Here is an 18,648-nt window from a genome sequence, read left to right on the forward strand (position 1 = left end):
ATATGTGCATTCTTAAGATATTAGATTTAGAAATAAAAAATAAACTATGAGGTGAAGGTATGTTATACACAATTATTAAAAAGAACTCGTATCAGGATTCCATTAACCTAATGCTTTTAACGAATGCAGTTTCAACAATTGAAGGCGTGAATAAAGTACAAGTTATGATGGCAACTCCTTCGAACAAAGACCTATTCAAAGATGCTGGTCTTTACACGGATGAATTAGGAGCAGCTGAATCGAGTGATATGGCAATTGTTGTAGATACAGATGACGAATCTAAGGTTGACGAAGTAAATGAAAAGACAGAGCAATATTTACAAGATCAGTCAATAAGTAGTGCAGCTGAATCCTTTAAAACAGTACGTACTTGGAATAAAGCAACGGAAACCTTACCAAATGCTAACGTAGCACTTATCTCAGTTCCTGGGGAATATGCTGCTGAAGAAGGTGAGAAAGCTTTAGATAATGATTTACATGTTTTCATGTTCAGTGATAACGTTTCTTTAGAAGACGAAGCAAGATTGAAACAAAAAGCAAATGAAAAAGGACTACTTTTCATGGGTCCTGACTGTGGTACAGGAATCCTTGATGGTGTACCGATGGCTTTTGCGAACTCAGTAAACAAAGGTAGAATCGGAATTGTTGGAGCTTCTGGAACGGGAATTCAAGAAGTATCAGCAATCATTGACCGTCTAGGTGAAGGTGTAAGTCATGCGATTGGTACTGGTGGCCGTGATTTGAAAGATGAAATCGGCGCAATCACAATGATGAACGGAATCAAAGCTTTAGAACAACATGCACAAACAGATGTTATTGCAATTATTTCTAAACCACCTGCAAAAGAAGTGCGTGACCAAGTTGTTGAATTACTTCACAGTGTTAGCAAGCCTGTAGTTGCAATTTTCTTAGGTGAAAAACCAACTAAATTTGAAGGTAATGTTTACCATGCATATACATTAGCTGAAACTGCATATATCGCTGTAGACCTTGCTCGTGGGAATGAAGTTCGTACAGATGGTTACGTTGGCGATTATAAATATGAAGGTGCAAACCTTAAAGAAAATCAAAAAGGAATCCACGGACTATACTCTGGTGGAACGCTTGCTTCTGAAGCTGCAGTTTTACTATCAGATGCACTTGGTCTAGGATCTGAAATTACAAACGAAGACGGATATGTATTCCGCAAAGATAATCATGTTGTCGTTGACCTTGGAGATGACCAATACACACAAGGAAAGCCACACCCGATGATTGATCCGGAAACACGTGCGAAGTTTATTAAAGAAGCAGCTAAAAATGAAGAAACTGCAGTTATCGTACTTGATTTCGTACTAGGCTATGGTTCTCATGATGATATGGCAAGTGCATTGCTTCCTTCTATTAAAGAAGGCATTGAGCATGCAAAATCTGAAGGCAGAGAGCTTTATGTTGTAGCTTCAGTATGTGGTACAAATAACGATCCTCAAGATTACCAAGGACATATTAAACGTCTAAAAGAAGCTGGTGTTATTGTAAAAGATACCAACGACGAAGCTTTCCGTACAGCTTTAGACATCACAGGATTAGCTGTAAACGATGTTGAGAAAGAATACGTGGATGCTGAGAAGACGAGCCTTGAATTAACTGTACCTGAACCAATTTTAGAATTAATAAACGAACGTCCAAGAATTGTAAACATTGGTCTGAAGAGCTTTACAGATGCAATCGTAGCGAACAACGTACCAGTTGTACAGTATGACTGGAGACCAATCGCAGGCGGAGATGCAAGAATGAGAAAGATTCTAAGCCTATTAAAATAATTTTCCTGAAAAAATATATGGGGCGCTTTTTGCCCCTTCTTTTCCAAGCAATTTGACTTATTTTATAAAAATGTACGTTTAAATTCAAGGAGGAATATATGATGAAATATAATTCAATTGATGAAGCGAACCAGGCCGTTGTAGAAAAAGTAACAACATCAGCACCATTCTTAGTCGACGTTGTTCCAGCAAAAGACAGAATCAAAGAGTTTGAAGGACGTAAACTTTTATTACACGCTGGACCACCAATTAAATGGGAAAATATGACTGGACCTATGCAAGGTTCATGTATCGGTGCAGCTTTATTTGAAGGCTGGGCAGATAATGAGAAAGATGCAGAAGAAATGCTATCAAATGGTGAAGTTGACTTCATGCCTTGTCACCATGTTCGTGCGGTAGGACCAATGGGTGGAATTACTTCAGCTAACATGCCAGTTCTAGTTGTAGAAAACCGTACAGAAGGAAATGAAGCTTACTGTACTTTAAATGAAGGTATTGGAGCAGTATTACGTTTCGGTGCTTTCTCTGATGAGGTTATCAACCGTCTACAGTGGATGAGAGATGTTTTAGGCCCAACAATTGCTAAAGCGTTGAAATTAACAGATGATGGTCTGAACGTTAACGTTATGATTGCAAAAGGTATTACTATGGGGGATGAATTCCACCAACGTAACATTGCAACTTCATTAATTTTCTTAAAAGAAATTACTCCGTACATCTTAAAAGTTGATATGGATAATCAAGATCGTCAAGACGTTGTACAATTCTTAGCTGATACAGATCAGTTCTTCTTGAACATCATGATGGCTGCTGCAAAAGCTGTTATGGATGGTGCAAGAACAATTGAAGAAGGTACGATTGTAACTGCAATTTGCCGTAATGGTGAGAACGTAGGTATTCGTATTAGTGGTATGGGTGATGAGTGGTTTACAGCTCCAGTTAACACACCACAAGGTTTATATTTCACTGGTTATTCACAAGAAGATGCAAACCCTGACCTTGGAGACAGTGCAATTACAGAAACATTTGGTGTTGGAGCAATGGCAATGATTGCTGCACCTGGTGTTACTCGTTTCGTAGGTGCGGGTGGATTCGAAGATGCATTAGAAACAAGTAATGAAATGGCTGAGATTGTTATTGGTCATAACAGTAACTTTACAATCCCTACTTGGGACTTTAAAGGAACTCCACTTGGAATTGATGCACGTAAAGTAGTTGAAACTGGTATTGAGCCAATTATTAACACAGGTATTGCACATAAAAAAGCGGGAGTAGGTCAAATCGGTGCTGGTACAGTTCGTGCACCACGCGCATGTTTCGAAAAAGCAATCGAAGCATATGCAATTAAATTAGGCCTAATCTAAATGATAGCTAAGGATTTTTATAAAGTAGAGGAATATAATCGTAATATTCCTCTTCTTTTATCTCAAGATGTACATGGTAGTGTCCATAGTAAGTTTAATAATGGCTTCAATATACAAATAGGTACAAATCTTATTTTCATCGGTAGTGATAAGGGTGGACAGCTTCCATTCTCATTAATTCTTCCGCTTGACGCTGTTCATGAATTATTGAAAAAAATTGACATGAATGCTCCCGTTTTATGGAATCATAAAGAAGGAATCCTAACGATAGATGAGAGATGTGATATTTTGTTTTTAGAAGGTAGACCATATGATAATAAATTAGATAAACTTCCAGGAAGTGAAGCAACTTTAGTTAGTCATCTTGAAATTATTTTGATGACTTTAGCTGCAAATGACGAGCCAACTGGAATGAATCTTGATATTAATGACTTTATGGAACATTATGTCACCTATCAAGAGAAAACAGGCAATAACTATGATCCTTATTATGATTTGATGGACGTACTTTATTCAGAAGATGAAGTAGAAGTAGAGCGTGTCTTACGATATTTTCTTGGAAGAGGCAAGGGTGGTACACCAACAGGTGACGATCATATTGTCGGTTTAATGGCACTCTATGCTGTAGCAACTCCTTGGAATGAATTATTTCCAAATGTACTATCAAGATTGATTAAAAATGAAAAAATAACGACAGATGTAAGTATTGAGTACTTAAAATATGCTTTAAAGAACCAATTCGGTTCACCTGTACTTGAATTAATTGCTGCAATGGTAAATGATGATGCAGAGATCGTGCAGGAAAAAACAAATAATTTATTGTCAATGGGCCATAGTTCAGGACTTGATACAATGTTTGGTATCATGCTAGGACTCTTGACGATGAGGAGGAAAATTAATGGGTGACAAAGTAGTAGTAGCTTTAGGTGGAAATGCGATTTTACAACCAGGTCAAGAAGCAACTTATGAGAATCAATTAGAAAACGTTCGTAAAAGTGCTGAAGTAATTGCACGTATTATCGACAATGGACATACTGTTGTTGTAACACATGGTAACGGTCCACAAGTTGGAAATATCTTAAGACAGAATGAAGAAGCAAAGCATGTTGTTCCTGCATTGCCTTTAGATGTTTGTAGTGCTGAGTCTCAAGGGTTTATCGGTTACATGCTTGAGCAAACATTACGTAATGAATTACTTAAATTGAAAAACGAAAAACCTGTTGTTGTTACATTAACACAAACAGAAGTTTCTGCAGATGATCCAGACTTCCAAGATCCGTCAAAACCAATCGGTGTTTTCTATACGGAAGAAGAAGCAAACAAGCTAGCTGAAGAAAAAGGCTGGATTGTTAAAGAAGACGCTGGAAGAGGATATCGTCGTGTTGTAGCATCACCAGAGCCTCAAACAATCCTTGGTTCAAAAGCAATTGCTCAGTTAACAGATGCTGGTTCAATCGTTGTTGCAGGTGGTGGCGGTGGAGTACCAGTTGTTAAACAAGAAGATGGAACATACAAAGGCATCGAAGCAGTAATCGACAAAGACCGCAGTGGTTTCAAACTAGCGGAAGAAATCAAAGCAGATACATTCATGATTTTAACAGACGTTGAAAACGTATATGTAAACTATGGCAAGCCAGAACAAAAAGCTTTAACTGAAATCTCATTAGCAGAAGCGCAAAGCTACGTTGATGAAGGTCAATTCTCAGCAGGAAGCATGGGTCCTAAAATGGAAGCTGCAATGAACTTCGCGCAAACTGGTGGACGTGCAATTATTTGTTCATTAGACAAAGCTGACCTAGCAATGCAAGGTAAATCAGGTACGCATATTGTAGGTTAATTCTTTAAGCGAATTAGATTGAAGGATAAACTTCATTTAGTGAGTGCGAATGCCTCGCTTGTTTTAGAAAAAACGCACTTCGCCTTCTAAGGTTTATGTGCGTTTTTTCTATTATTTCATTATTGAGTAGTTCTATCGGTCGACAATTGCGGGAATCGCGGAATAGGAAGCCGATAAAGCCGTTCTATCGGCCGACAAATTCAGGGATTGTGGAATAGGTAGCCGATAAAGTGGTTCTATCGGTCGACAAATTCAGGGATTGTGGAATAGGTAGCCGATAAAGCCGGTCTATCAGTCGACAAAATTAAGAATCGCGAAATAGGTGGCTGATAAAGCTGCTCTATCGGCCGACAAAATCAAGAATGATGAAATAGGAAGCCGATAATGCAGTTCTATCGGTCAACAAAATCAAGATTCTCGAAATAGAAGCCAATAAAACCACTTTATCGGTCGCAAAAAGTGTACATCCCAAAATAGGAGCCGATAAAACCACTTTATCGGTCGCAAAAAGTGAGCATCCCGAAATAGGGGCCAATAAAATCAATTTATCGGTCGCTAACAGGGAGTATCTCGATTTAGTAACCGATAAAACCACAAAACAAAAAATTAAATACCATTCATAAATTCTATAACTTGTTCCAATGCATTTTTAACAGTCGGATCATCCATTTTTTCATCAAATTGATGCTTGCCGCCTGGAATCGTAATCAATTTAGAATCGACATTTTCCTTCACTAGCTTTTCATGCATGTTTACTGATTCTTCATATGGAACATCTTCATCATCATCGCCATGCAAAAGCAATGTTGGTGGGAAATTCGAATCTGCTAGGTGAGCGGGACAGTAATCTAGAAGGCTCTCTGGTGTTGTAGTCATTGGATCCGTTACGAAATCTGTCCATACTCCTTGCTGTCGACAGTATAAATATATCGCATAGCGCGTTGTAATTGGTGCTTCGGCAATTTCGTTATTTCTGATTAGTTGGGTCGCCAAAGTTTTGTCTACCTGAGGCATTTTATTGAAAAAATCGCTTGGTGTATGATACCAATCGCCAAGAATATTTCCGTATCCGTAGAAGGACACGATGGCTTGCGGTTTAAATTCAAAAGTGCCTGACATAAGTGAAAGGTAGCCACCTGCTGAATTACCCATAACAATAATTTTTTCATGGTTAAAATCAAGATGTTCCTTTAAATCACTAACTGCCCATTCCATGGCATGCTCAATGTCTTTCAGTATTTCTGGCAGCTTAGTTTCTGGTGCTAAACGATAAGCAATTGATAAAACATGATAGCCACTGTCGTTAAAAAGCTTTACCTGTTCTTGGTTAATATCTTTTCGAGTGCCCCAGATTAAACCGCCACCATGGATATAGATAATTAATGGTGCATGTAGGGCTTCAGTTTTATAAAGATCTGCATTGATTTCTAAATCATTTATCTGTTTATAAGTGAAAGTTGTAGTCATTAGGTTCCTCCAGTAAAAAATAGTATCGTTATAATAATAGCGAGTAAAATTACTCGTTCCTATAGCAAAAGTAGATAAAAATAAAAATGAGAAAGAGGTAATACAAATGCGTAAAACATATACAGCAAAAGACGTATCTGCATCAGGTCCATACTCACATGCAGTTGATGCAGGAGAATATGTATACTTTTCAGGACAGACACCAATGAATCGCTTGAATCCTGAAGATGTTCCAGAAAATGAGGATATTGCTTCTCAAACAAAACAATGCTTCATACACTTGAAATCTGTAATGGAAGAAGCTGGTTTAACAGAAGCAAATGTTGTTAAAGTAAATGTATATTTAACAGGTATGAAACACTTTGATGAGATGAATAGAGTTTATGAAGACTTCTTCCAAGCTCCATATCCAGCTAGAACATGTGTGGCAGTTTATGAATTGCCCCTCGGTGCAGATGTTGAAATTGAAATTATCGCGAAAAGATAAAGAAGTTGAAAAACCCAGTCTATGAAGGCTGGGTTTTTCACTTTACTAGCTTACTTATCGTTTACGATTTCTCCGTTATGAAAAACAGTATCTCCATTAACGATGGTTGTTTTCACATTACCTTTGAATGTTTTGCCAACGTATGGTGAATGTTGGTGACGATAAAATAGATCTTCTGCTTTTAATTCAAAGCTTTCATCTAAATCAACCAATACAATGTCAGCGTCGTAACCTTCAGCTAATGCACCTTTACCTTCTAAACCAAAGCGCTTCGCAGGATTTGTTGCAGTTACTTGAACAATCTTTTCTAATGGTAGGTTACGTTTGTGATAACCTTCTGTTAAAAGAACATTTAATGTAGACTGTGCTCCAGAAATCCCACCCCAGCCTTCGAAATAGTTGTCCGTTACAGTTTTCATATCACCGGGTGCTGGCGAGTGGTCGGATGCGATCATGTCAATTTCATCGTTTGCAAGTGCTTCCCAAAGATCATCGACTTCTTCTTGATCGCGAAGTGGAGGAGCACATTTTGCAAGTCCGCCTTTTTCTTCTAGATCTTTTACAGTTAATGATAAATAGTGTGCACAAGTTTCTACAGTAGCATCTACGCCACGTTTTTTCGCGTCATTGATAAGGTCAGAAACCTTTCTACTACTTGCGTGTACTAAATGAAGTTTACAGCCAGTCGCTTCAGCATAAGAAATAATTCTTCTCACAGCTTCAATTTCTGAAACAATCGGACGAGATTCAACGAAATCTCTCGCACTTGTTTTTCCTGCTGCAATTTTTTCCTCTTGTAACTGTGTAGTAATTACAGTGCTCTCTGCATGAACAGCAAGGATGGAGTCGAAGCTCGCAATTTCTTTCATTCCTTTATATAGTGTTTCATCATCTGCATTATCAAAGTCGTCAATTCCACTAGGCGACATGAATGCTTTGAATCCGATAACACCATTCTCATGTAAATCTTTTAAAGCAGCAATATTTTGTGGTACAAGTCCACCCCAATAATATGGATTTACGACGGACTTCTTATTTGCTAGTTCTTTTTTATTTTCTAGACTTTCCTTATTAACGACTGGAGGTGTACTATTTAGAGGCATATCAAAGAAAGAGGTTGCCCCGCCAGCTGCAAGACTTCTACTTCCAGTAGCTAAGCCCTCCCACTCTGCTCTTCCAGGCTCATTGAAGTGCACGTGCGTATCAATCACACCAGGGAAAACATGTAAACCATTTGCATCAATTACTTTTGTCGCATCACCAGTTAGGCTTGATTCAGATACTTCAACAATTTTTCCGTTTTTTACAGCGATATCGCCATTAAATACAGCTTCATTCGTTACAATTTTTCCATTTTTGATAATTAAATCATAAGTACTCATTTTTATTCCTCCTTAATATTCTTCTCTATACTATTCTAACACTACTATTGCTATATAATAGCGTTTAATGATGTTATAATAAAAACAAAACAACATTAACTATTATATTTCCCTAGAATAATCAAAATGAAACGATGAGATTGGTTTTCAACTGTTTAAATTTACAACTTCTATCGAATAATAAAACCGAAACGATTAAGTGGAGTGGTTAAAAAATGAAATATACAATAGAGGATTTATTAAAAATTGATGCCTGTAAAAATGCAGAATTTATTGGAGATAAATCAGAACTATCAAATGACATAACAGGAATAACTGTGGTTGAATCCCCAGATATTTCCTCATGGATTCAAGGTGGAGAAGCTATCGTCACGAGTTTTTTCCCGATTAAAAGCATGTCTCCAGAAGAAATGGGTGCATGGATGAATCTTTTAGCTGATAAAAAGATTAGTGCACTAATTGTAAAACTTCGTGCTGTATTCTCTGAAATTCCTCCTGCGATTCTAGACGTCTGTAAAAAACGCTCGATACCAATTATTAAAATACCTGAAGATGTTCCTTTTATTGAAATAACTTATCCAGTAATGGGACAATTATTCAACAGACAAGTAGAAAAGTTAAAATACTTTAAAGAGATACACAGTCGTTTTACAGAGTTATCTTTACAAAATGTTGGTAGTGATGTGATCATTCAAACACTGGACGAGCTTATTGGAAATCCTGTTGCTATCTATAATGAATCCTTTCAAAAGATAGCATCAACGAATGAAGATGTTGAATTATTTTATGATATGGATAAAAAAGTTGTTGAAGAGCAGAACTACGATACGAAATTCCCGATATTTCGTAGAAAAGTTATCTTTCCAAAGCTTGAGGAAAGAGAACTAGAACAAATTCTCGTCCCGATTAAGACAATCAACCAGACGAAAATCAATTTAGTTGTAAGTGCCGTTAATAAAGAAGTATTGGAGTTTGATTTTATCGCGATTGAAAATGCGGCTACAGCACTTTCTCTTGAATTAATAAAACAAATTGCGATTTCAGAAGTAGAGAAGAAATTTAAGAACGACTTAATTGACGATTTAATATCTGGAAAAATCAAATCGATGAACACTATTTATGACCGTGCTGCGATTACGAATATTGATACAAAAGCAAATTACGCTGTCGTTATATTTAATTTAAAATCGCTAAAACCTGCATTGAAAAAAGAACAGCATATGGAAATCCATCAGAGAATGCAGAAATACTATGAAATATTAGCGGATTCAATTGATTTCTATTTAAGTGGTGCCATTATTCGAGATCGTGTAGATGAAATCATCGTTCTTTGGAAGGTTAATGCGAAGAATATTGATGAACGTCTTGAACTTCGAAAAATTAAACAAACAGTGAATCATATCAGAGGAAAGTTCAAAGTATCAGTGAAAGATTATGCTGTTCAGGTCGGAGTAGGAAATATTTCTAAAACGATTCTTGATGTAGCACAGAGCTATAATGAAGCGCAAGATACATTAAATATTGGTCAAAATTCCAATCAAGAAGACTTTACAATTTCTTTTAATGATTTAGGAATTTATCGTATGTTGTATAAATTTGATGACCTCAACCAATTGAAAGATTTTATTCCACAAAGTTTGCAAAAGCTATTGAATTATCAAAAGTCGAATAAAGATGCGCTAATTGAAACGCTTTATGTGTTTTTACAATGCCAGCAAAACATTGCAAAATCAGCTCAATTACTTTATGTACACTATAAAACAGTAACCTATCGCTTAGAACGAATTAAAGAAATTACCGGAATGAATTTAGAAGATCCAGAAGAAATGCTTTCCGTTCAAGTTGGATTACGAATTATAGACGTCTTGGAAAAAAATGATTATTAAGATTGTTAAATAATCAAGATTCTAACTTAATTTCTGATAAACAAAATTAACGAAATTTTACGTGATGAAAAGGATTGGTTTTCTAAAAGTAGGGAATAATAAACAATATATGTGAAACTTTGGGCGAAGTTATCAATAAAGGATAAATAAACGGTTGTTTTTTATCCTTTTTTTATATAGATAGGAGGGGTTGGAAAGGGTTACAATAAGTGTAGATGATATCACAATTGTGTGTTCATGCTGAAGCTCTAGTAACCTTTTGGATCAGTTGTGAACAACCTCTATTCTTGTAGGAGAAAGGAAGATGAATTTGGAACTAACTGAAAAAGTAATTGTAGACATGTTAGATCAGCTTGGTTCGCGTGGAGCAGATCCCAAAGGGGGAATATCTCGGTTTTTATATTCTGAGGAATGGGTACAAGCGCAACATTTTTTAAAAGAAGAGATGGAAAAAGCAGGGCTAAAAGCATCCTTCGATGAAATTGGGAATTTGTTTGGTAGATTAGAAGGCAGCAAATACCCAGATGAAACAATTCTCTCAGGCTCACACGTTGATACCGTTCGTAATGCAGGACACTTAGATGGGCAGCTTGGAATTGTTACAGCATTCTTAGCAATTAAATACTTAAAAGAGGAATACGGCGCGCCACTTCGTAACCTAGAAGTTGTTTCTATGGCTGAAGAAGAAGGCAGTAGATTCCCTTATGCGTTCTGGGGTTCTAAGAATATTGTTGGAACTGCAAAACGTGAAGAAGTTGAAGGGATTAAAGCATTTAATGATGGCACACTATTTGAAGTTGCTATGCGTAAAGCTGGCTTTGATTTTAGAGATGAAACAAAAGAACCAAGAAAAGATATTAAAGCATTTTTAGAAATTCATAATGAACAAGGAAATGTTCTCGAACAGGAAGGTAAATCTGTAGGAGTTGTCCATAGTATTGTTGGTCAACGCCGTTTCACAGTGGAACTAACTGGTCAAGCAAACCATGCTGGTACAACGCCAATGGGGCTACGTAAGGATGCTGTGTTTACTGCAAGCAAAATTATTTCCGAAGTACTGACAGAAGCAAAAAGAATTGGCGATCCACTCGTTTGTACCTTTGGTAAAATTGAGGTTATGCCAAACGTTGTTAACGTTGTTCCTGGTAAAGTATTACTTACAATTGATACTCGCCATACAGATAAGGCTGCACTTATAACGTTTACTGATTCTATGGAGAAGACAATGAAACAGATTGCTGCAGATGACAATGTAGAAATTACAATAGATATGTGGATGGACGAAGATCCAGTTCCAATGGATGAGAATATAGTAAACCTCATTGAAGAAAGCTGTAAAGAACAAGGTTTAAATTATAAATTAATGCATAGTGGAGCGGGACATGATTCACAAATACTTGCCCCATTCTATCCAACTGCAATGTTATTTGTTCCAAGTCGTGATGGGATTTCTCATAACCCAGCAGAGTACACGGAACCAAAGGATTTATTAGAAGGTGCTAAAGCAATGGCTGCAGCATTTTACGAACTAGCATATAAAGAATAATTATATAAAAAATTTAAGGAGAGATGTAAATTGAAAAACGGTTTCCCAGATAACTTACTTCAATCACGTTCAATCATCAAACAAGGTCTTTATGCTTTAATGACACCAGAAGGACTTGTAAATAACACAGTACCAGGATTTGAGAACAGTTATGTATCTATTCTAGGTTCTCCAAGACTTGGCGCAAGCTTTGTAGATTACATTATTACCATGTACGAAGGTGGACATAACAAAGAAAGAGGCTTCGGTGGTGAAGCAGATGTGGAAACTTTTCTGTACGTTGTAGACGGTGAAGTGAAGGTTACTGCTGAAGATAAAGAGCATAATTTTACACAAGGTGGCTATATTTACTGCCCGCCTGGAACGAAAATGTTTATGGAAAACGTAAATAAAGGAGATTCGAAAATCTTCCTTTATAAACAAAAATATAAAGAGTTAGAAGGCGTTGACAAGCCTTGGTTAGTAACAGGAAACGTAAATGATGTTGAAGAAATTGAATACGACGGTACGAAAGAAATGCGTATTAAAGACTTACTTCCAACTGATTTCGCATTTGATATGAATATGCATATTTTAACTTTCGATCCAGGTGCAGGACATCCGTTCATTGAAACACATGTACAAGAACACGGAGCATATCTGTTATCAGGTGAAGGAGTTTATAATTTAGATAATGAGTGGGTACCAGTTAAGAAGAACGACTATATCTTCATGGGACCATACGTACAACAAGCATGCTACGCTGTGGGTAGAGAAAAATTATCTTATATTTATTCGAAGGATTGTAACCGAGACGCTGATCTATAAGAGTGAATTAAAGGAAGGTAAAATGGCACATCAACAGGTGTAGTTCAGTTTTCCTTAATCAGTCCTTTATACCCTCCTTTTTCAATAGTATTAAAAAATACGAGAAAAGCAGGTGTTAGTGATGAGAGTAGATAAGGTTAAATTAAAAGAATTGATGAAGCAGAAAGTTAAGCGGGCAGGATTAAATGATGAACATGCAGATGCGGTTGCAGATGTATTACTTCATGCTGACTTAAGAGGTATTCATTCACATGGTGCAATGCGTGTAGAGTACTACGCTGAGCGAATTGCAAAAGGCGGCATCAACACAAACCCAGATGTGAAGTTTGAAAAAACAGGACCAGCTTCTGCTGTATTACATGGCGATGGTGGAGTAGGGCATTATTTAGCAAAAAATGCGATGGAAGAAGCAATTAAAATGGCCAAAGAAACTGGAGTGGCTGTTGTAGGCGTGAAAAACATGAGCCACAGCGGAGCGCTTTCGTACTTTGTTCAACAAGCAGCAGATGAGCAGTTAGTAGCTCTTTCTCTGTGCCAATCAGATCCGATGGCTGTTCCCTTCGGTGGAGCAGAAGCGTATTATGGAACGAACCCTATAGCTTTCGCAGCACCAAGCAGCACGGGCGATAGTATCATTATTGATATGGCAACAACTGTACAAGCCTGGGGTAAAGTACTCCATGCACGTTCTAAAAATGAATCTATTGATGACACTTGGGCAGTAGATGAAAATGGAGAGCCGACAACAGATCCATTTGCAGTAAGATCACTAGTTCCAATTGCTGGACCAAAAGGTTACGGATTAATGATGATGGTTGACGTATTATCAGGAATTTTACTAGGCCTACCATTTGGTAAGCAAGTATCTTCTATGTATGAAGACCTAACAGAATATCGTAAGCTTGGACAACTTCACATTGTAATCAATCCAGAGTTCTTTGGAGATAAAGAACGCTTCCTTGATAATGTAAAACAAACAATGGAAGAACTAACATCAATCAAACCAGCAAAAGGTTTTGATCGTGTAATGTATCCAGGTGAACCAGAAATTCTTAAGTCTAAGATTTATGAAAAAGAAGGCATTGAAATTGTAGATGAGATTTACGAATATCTAGAGTCAGATGTTATTCATAATAATAACTATGACCACAAAGATCCTTTCGCAAAATAATATGTTTTAAACTATGTATGAAAAGGGCATCACTTTGAACAAAAAGTATCTGAATATATTCGGAGTAACTTAAACGTTTAAAGAGATGCCCTTCTTCTTGTTTTAGAGGGATATACAAATCAACTGTTGAGCTGCCTTAGAGTACGCATAGTATATTTCCGAAGCGGGTTTTACCCCGAAATAACGTTTGACCATAACAAAGCCAAACTATAATAAAACCAAATAAATAGAATGAAGTCACATTAGGAAGGTTGGTATACACCATGAACGTAACAATAGAAAAATTACATGAACTAATTAGTACGAAGCTAGAAAAAGCTGGATTAAAACAAGAGCATGCAGAGGTAGTGTCAGACGTACTTGTACATGCAGATGCAAGAGGATATCACTCTCATGGTGCTATGCGTGTAGAATACTATGCAGAAAGAATTGCAAAAGGCGGAATTAACACAAATCCAGAAATTCAATTCGAAAAAACAGGTCCTGCATCAGCTATATTTGAGGGCGACAATGGCGTTGGTCACTATATGGCAAAAGAAGCAATGAAAGAAGCAATTACAATGGCAAAAGAAAGTGGCATTGCGGTTGTAGGCGTTAAAAATATAAGTCATAGTGGCTCTTTATCATACTTCGTAAACCAAGCAGCTGAAGAAGGTCTAATTGGAATCTCTGTCTGTCAATCAGATCCAATGGTTGTTCCATTTGGCGGAGCAGAAGCTTACTATGGAACAAATCCAATCGCTTTCGCAGCACCAAGCAGTACAGGTGAAAAAATCATCTTTGATATGGCGACAACGGTTCAAGCATGGGGTAAGATACTACATGCTCGTTCAAAAGAGGAAGCGATCGAAGAAGGTTGGGCGGTGGACGAAAATGGAGAATCGACAACAGATCCATTTAAAGTAAAAGCACTTCTCCCAATCGCAGGTCCGAAAGGCTATGGTTTAATGATGATGGTAGACATTCTATCAGGTGTTCTTCTTGGCCTTCCATTTGGAAAACATGTAACTTCCATGTACGAAGATTTGACAGAATCTCGTAAGCTTGGTCAACTTCATATTGTCATTGATCCAGCATACTTTACATCTGCAGAACTTTTTAAAGAGAATATTACACAAACAATGAAAGAGCTTAATGAATTAAAACCTGCTAAGGGTTATGACCAAGTTTCTTATCCTGGGCAACGAAGTGAAAAAAGAGCTGAAAAAGCAATGGAATCTGGTGTAGAAATTGTTGATGATATTTATGAGTACTTAACATCAGATGCTGTACATTTTAATAAATTCGATAATAAAGATCCATTTGCAAAGTAAAGAATTTAAATAACTATAAAAATCACTCTATTATATAGAAGGAAAAAGTTTTTTATCCAGTATTTTTATCTCCCTTTGGTATAAAATAAACAAAAAGATAATTATATACAATATTTAGAAGTATGCTACATTACTTTTACTGTTTATTGATATAGAATTAACTATATTTATATTTAATTACTATATTAACGCTATTTAGGGTGTGAAAACTATCCATACTGGATAAAGACTTTTGAAAAGAATCATTATATAATGAACTCATATTGAAAGCGCTTCAAGACCTTAGTCATCTAATATATGACTAAATAAAGATATATTTAAAATGAGGAGGAATCACGATGTTAGATTTAATCATTCGAAATGGTGAAGTCGTATTAAGTGATGGTCCGAAAAAAGTTGAAATTGGTATTAAAAATGGAAAGATTTCTGTAATAGCTGAACAAATTACCGAAGAAGCAAAAGAAGTAATTGATGCAGGCGGACAATATGTATTACCAGGTATGGTAGATACACATGTACATATTAGTGAGCCAGGAAGAACAGAGTGGGAAGGTTTCGAGACAGGATCCAAAGCTCTAGCAGCTGGAGGAACAACAAGCTATGTGGAAATGCCCTTAAATGCACTTCCAGCAACAACAAATAAAGCGGCACTTGATTTAAAACTCGAAGCTGCAAAAACACAAAATTACGTTGACTATGCTTTCTATGGTGGACTTATCCCAGGAAATATTGATGACTTGGAAGAACTTCATAATGCAGGAGTACCAGCATTTAAAGCGTTCTTATCCAATGTCGGAAGTGATATTCCAGATGACTTTGAAAGCATTGATGATTATACATTGTATAAGGGTATGAAAAAGTTAGCGGAATTTGATCAAATCCTTTGCTTACATGCTGAGAATCCAGACGTTACTTCAAAATTAGAAGCTGAGTTTATCCGTGAAGGAAAGACTTCTGCGATGGATTACCCAGATGCACGTCCAGTATTCACTGAGGTAGACGCCGTACAAAAAGCTTTACTGTTCGCAAAAGAAACAGGTTGCCGTCTGCATATCGTTCATATCAGTACATCTGAAGCTGTACAAGCTATTTTAGAAGCACGTTTAGATGGTTTAGATGTTACAGTTGAATCTTGCCCACACTATTTTGCAATGTCTGCTGAAGATGTTGAAGAAATTGGTGCATATGCGAAATGTCAGCCACCAATCCGTAAAAAAGAAGACCATGATAAGCTATGGGAAGAATTATTAGCTGGTAATATTGATTGGTTAACTTCAGATCATTCACCATGTACAGAAGATTTGAAGACGGATGCGAATAACCTCTTTGAGGCTTGGGGTGGTATCAGTGGAGCACAGAATAACGTAGACCTTATGTTTGATTTAGCAGTAAAACAACGTAACCTACCAATCGAACGCTTTGTTGAACTGATCGCTACAACACCAGCAAAAAGATTTAACTTAAAGAACAAAGGTGAAATTGCAGTAACAAAAGATGCTGATATTATTTTTGTAGATCCGAATCAATCTTACACAGTGAAAAGAGAAGATTTATATTACAAAAACAAGCATAGTGCTTATGAAGGTAGAAAAATTGATTGTCGTGTAACAAAAACAATCGTTAGAGGAAATGTTGTTTTTGATTTACAAGAAGGTATTGTTGGCGAACCTATCGGTGAATTAATGACGAAGTAAGGATTATAGTATTGTCTACTTTAACTAATTTTTTAAAGTAGACAAGCTATTCCATAGACAAACTAGTATACTATAGATAGACTAGGAAAAAAAAGGAATAAATTCTATTCTAATACTCATTTTGTAACAGTCGCAGTAATTCGTCGTAGCAAGCTAAATAGAATTTAGCAATATAAATTTAACGAATATAGTATGATTTACTACATTCATGAAAACGGGAGTTGAACAAAATGTCCGACAATAAAGATGGTAATTTACCAGTAGAAAATCTAGACGCCGCAGCACAAACAGACTCGCTAAGGCCATTAGGACCCGAGGATCGAAAATTAGGAACTTTTGGTTATGGAGCACTTTGGGTTGGTGACGGTGTAAACATGGGTAACATGACGCTAGGTGCTAGTGTTATCGCTTATGGAGTTGCAACTTTAAATATCTGGCAAACAATGGCAGCTGCGTTAATCGCAATTGGAATTATTTCAGCTATTTTTGCATTAAATGACCGCGCAGGTTACCGTACAGGTATTCCATATGTTTCACAATTAAAAATGTCGTTTGGTGAAAAAGGTACACTGGTTTCTTCACTTCTTCGTGCAGTTCCAGCCGTTATATGGTACGGAATTCAAAGTTGGATTGGTGGTACGGCTTTAAACGAAATATTTAAGATAGTTAGTAATGGAGCTTTAGATAACGTTGTAATAGCATTCTTAATCTTAATCGTAATTCAGATTCTACTTTCTATGAAAGGTTTCCATAGTATCAAATGGGTGGAATCAGTTGCATCCGTTGTATTAATGGGTATTGTTATTACAGTGTTTGTAATCTTAGTTAAAGACCACAGTGATGCTGTTAGAGATACATGGGTAAATACTTCAGGTTCATGGGGAATCCCGTTCTGGGGCTTTGTCATGGTATTCCTAGGTAACTACGCAGCAATTTTCTTAAGTGCTGCTGACTATTCAAGAGAATTAAAAACAGGTTACAGTGATACGAAACGCGGATTACTATATTTCATTCCGATCGTTGTTTCATATGGTTCAGTAATTGCAGTTGGTGCAATGCTAGCAAGTGCTACAGGGTTCACAAACCCAGCGCTAGGCTTACCAGCACTATTTGATAACGTGTATATCGAATTATTTATTGCAGTATTTATCGTATTTGGAGCAATCGCTGTAAACATGGTAGCGAATATTATCACTCCAACATATGTTATCCAGTTATTTACAAAACTTAACTATAAAGTTGCTGTAACAATTACAGGTATACTTGCAATGGGATCATTCCCTTGGTTACTAGTTCAAGATGATAATGCAAAAGGGTTAGACATGTTCGTACTAATCTACTCTGCATTCTTAGGGCCAATGGTAGCAATCCTATTGGTTGAATACTACCTGTTAAGAAAACAGAAAATTGATGTGGATGAGCTTTATAAGAAAGAAGGACAGTTCTCAGGTCTAAATAAAGCTGCAATCTTTGCAATGATAATAGCTGCAGGATTAGCATTCATCTTCGTAGACTTAGCATGGATTATTGGATTCGTCGCTGCTGCAATTCTTTACCCAATCCTAATGAAGAACGCATTCAAAGGATCGAAGTTCAAGAAAGGCACCATTTACGAAGAAAAATAATTATTTTAAAAACAACCGGCCTGTTAAATGGTCGGTTGTTTTTAAATCTGGTAAATAATATATCAGATGACTATTAAATCTTTCTTTATATAGGAAAATTCCTTGACAGTATAGAGAAGGAAATGATAGTATTCTGATATTAAGTCTTTAACTATACACTATTTCTGAGAAGTTATATTTTAGTAAAGCTACAATTAAATAATTACTTTGTTTTACGGAGGAGCCTGTCACCAAGGGATAAGTATGTCCTAATTGATAGGTTTTTTT

The 18,648-nt window shown here is 36.6% G+C and carries 14 protein-coding genes; 12 read left to right on the forward strand and 2 right to left on the reverse strand.

Annotation, left to right across the window (positions count from 1 at the left end):
• The first annotated feature begins 59 nt into the window (after positions 1 to 59).
• From fdrA to arcC, 4 genes are all read left to right on the forward strand, one after another.
• On the forward strand, positions 60 to 1,802 hold the full coding sequence (gene fdrA, locus ACXYMZ_RS12930; protein WP_458948822.1) for an acyl-CoA synthetase FdrA: 1,743 nt from the start codon (positions 60 to 62) through the stop codon (positions 1,800 to 1,802).
• 101 nt (positions 1,803 to 1,903) lie between these two features.
• The gene (locus ACXYMZ_RS12935) at positions 1,904 to 3,166 is read left to right on the forward strand and encodes a YlbE family protein (protein ID WP_458948823.1); all 1,263 of its coding nucleotides are present in this window, start codon (positions 1,904 to 1,906) and stop codon (positions 3,164 to 3,166) included.
• A complete protein-coding gene (locus ACXYMZ_RS12940) occupies positions 3,167 to 4,072 on the forward strand; it encodes an oxamate carbamoyltransferase subunit AllH family protein (RefSeq protein WP_458948824.1) in 906 nt (301 codons plus the stop codon).
• Complete coding sequence (arcC, locus tag ACXYMZ_RS12945; RefSeq protein ID WP_458948825.1) at positions 4,065 to 5,003, forward strand: carbamate kinase; 939 nt, start codon at positions 4,065 to 4,067, stop codon at positions 5,001 to 5,003. Before ACXYMZ_RS12940 ends, arcC begins: the two co-directional genes overlap by 8 nt.
• A 606-nt stretch (positions 5,004 to 5,609) precedes the next feature.
• On the opposite strand, the gene ACXYMZ_RS12950 is transcribed toward arcC, so the two are convergent.
• Entirely contained in the window at positions 5,610 to 6,470 is an 861-nt protein-coding gene (locus ACXYMZ_RS12950) for an alpha/beta hydrolase (protein WP_458948826.1), read from the reverse strand.
• Between the two features lie 106 nt (positions 6,471 to 6,576).
• Here ACXYMZ_RS12950 and ACXYMZ_RS12955 point away from each other — a divergent pair, with 106 nt between their 5' ends.
• The gene (locus ACXYMZ_RS12955; RefSeq protein WP_458948827.1) at positions 6,577 to 6,957 is read left to right on the forward strand and encodes a RidA family protein; all 381 of its coding nucleotides are present in this window, start codon (positions 6,577 to 6,579) and stop codon (positions 6,955 to 6,957) included.
• 50 nt (positions 6,958 to 7,007) lie between these two features.
• On the opposite strand, the gene ACXYMZ_RS12960 is transcribed toward ACXYMZ_RS12955, so the two are convergent.
• Positions 7,008 to 8,339: an allantoinase gene (locus tag ACXYMZ_RS12960; RefSeq protein ID WP_458948828.1), complete on the reverse strand. Its 1,332-nt coding sequence runs from the start codon at positions 8,337 to 8,339 to the stop codon at positions 7,008 to 7,010.
• A 215-nt stretch (positions 8,340 to 8,554) separates the two neighbouring features.
• Here ACXYMZ_RS12960 and ACXYMZ_RS12965 point away from each other — a divergent pair, with 215 nt between their 5' ends.
• The 7 genes from ACXYMZ_RS12965 to ACXYMZ_RS12995 all read left to right on the forward strand — a co-directional run bounded on the left by ACXYMZ_RS12965 (position 8,555) and on the right by ACXYMZ_RS12995 (position 18,381).
• Positions 8,555 to 10,225 (forward strand): PucR family transcriptional regulator, encoded by a 1,671-nt coding sequence (locus ACXYMZ_RS12965; RefSeq protein ID WP_458948829.1) that lies wholly within the window; start codon positions 8,555 to 8,557, stop codon positions 10,223 to 10,225.
• A gap of 304 nt (positions 10,226 to 10,529) precedes the next feature.
• Entirely contained in the window at positions 10,530 to 11,771 is a 1,242-nt protein-coding gene (gene allC / locus ACXYMZ_RS12970) for an allantoate deiminase (RefSeq protein WP_458948830.1), read from the forward strand.
• 30 nt (positions 11,772 to 11,801) lie between these two features.
• Positions 11,802 to 12,578: a (S)-ureidoglycine aminohydrolase gene (allE, locus tag ACXYMZ_RS12975; protein ID WP_458948831.1), complete on the forward strand. Its 777-nt coding sequence runs from the start codon at positions 11,802 to 11,804 to the stop codon at positions 12,576 to 12,578.
• Between the two features lie 121 nt (positions 12,579 to 12,699).
• A complete protein-coding gene (allD, locus tag ACXYMZ_RS12980) occupies positions 12,700 to 13,749 on the forward strand; it encodes an ureidoglycolate dehydrogenase (protein ID WP_458948832.1) in 1,050 nt (349 codons plus the stop codon).
• A 263-nt stretch (positions 13,750 to 14,012) separates the two neighbouring features.
• Positions 14,013 to 15,062, forward strand: coding sequence for an ureidoglycolate dehydrogenase (allD, locus tag ACXYMZ_RS12985; RefSeq protein WP_458948833.1), 1,050 nt, complete (start codon positions 14,013 to 14,015; stop codon positions 15,060 to 15,062).
• A gap of 338 nt (positions 15,063 to 15,400) precedes the next feature.
• Positions 15,401 to 16,756 (forward strand): allantoinase AllB, encoded by a 1,356-nt coding sequence (allB, locus tag ACXYMZ_RS12990; protein ID WP_458948834.1) that lies wholly within the window; start codon positions 15,401 to 15,403, stop codon positions 16,754 to 16,756.
• A gap of 230 nt (positions 16,757 to 16,986) precedes the next feature.
• A complete protein-coding gene (locus ACXYMZ_RS12995) occupies positions 16,987 to 18,381 on the forward strand; it encodes an NCS1 family transporter (protein ID WP_458948835.1) in 1,395 nt (464 codons plus the stop codon).
• Positions 18,382 to 18,648 lie beyond the last annotated feature (267 nt).

The organism is Oceanobacillus sp. CAU 1775 (assembly GCF_054482815.1).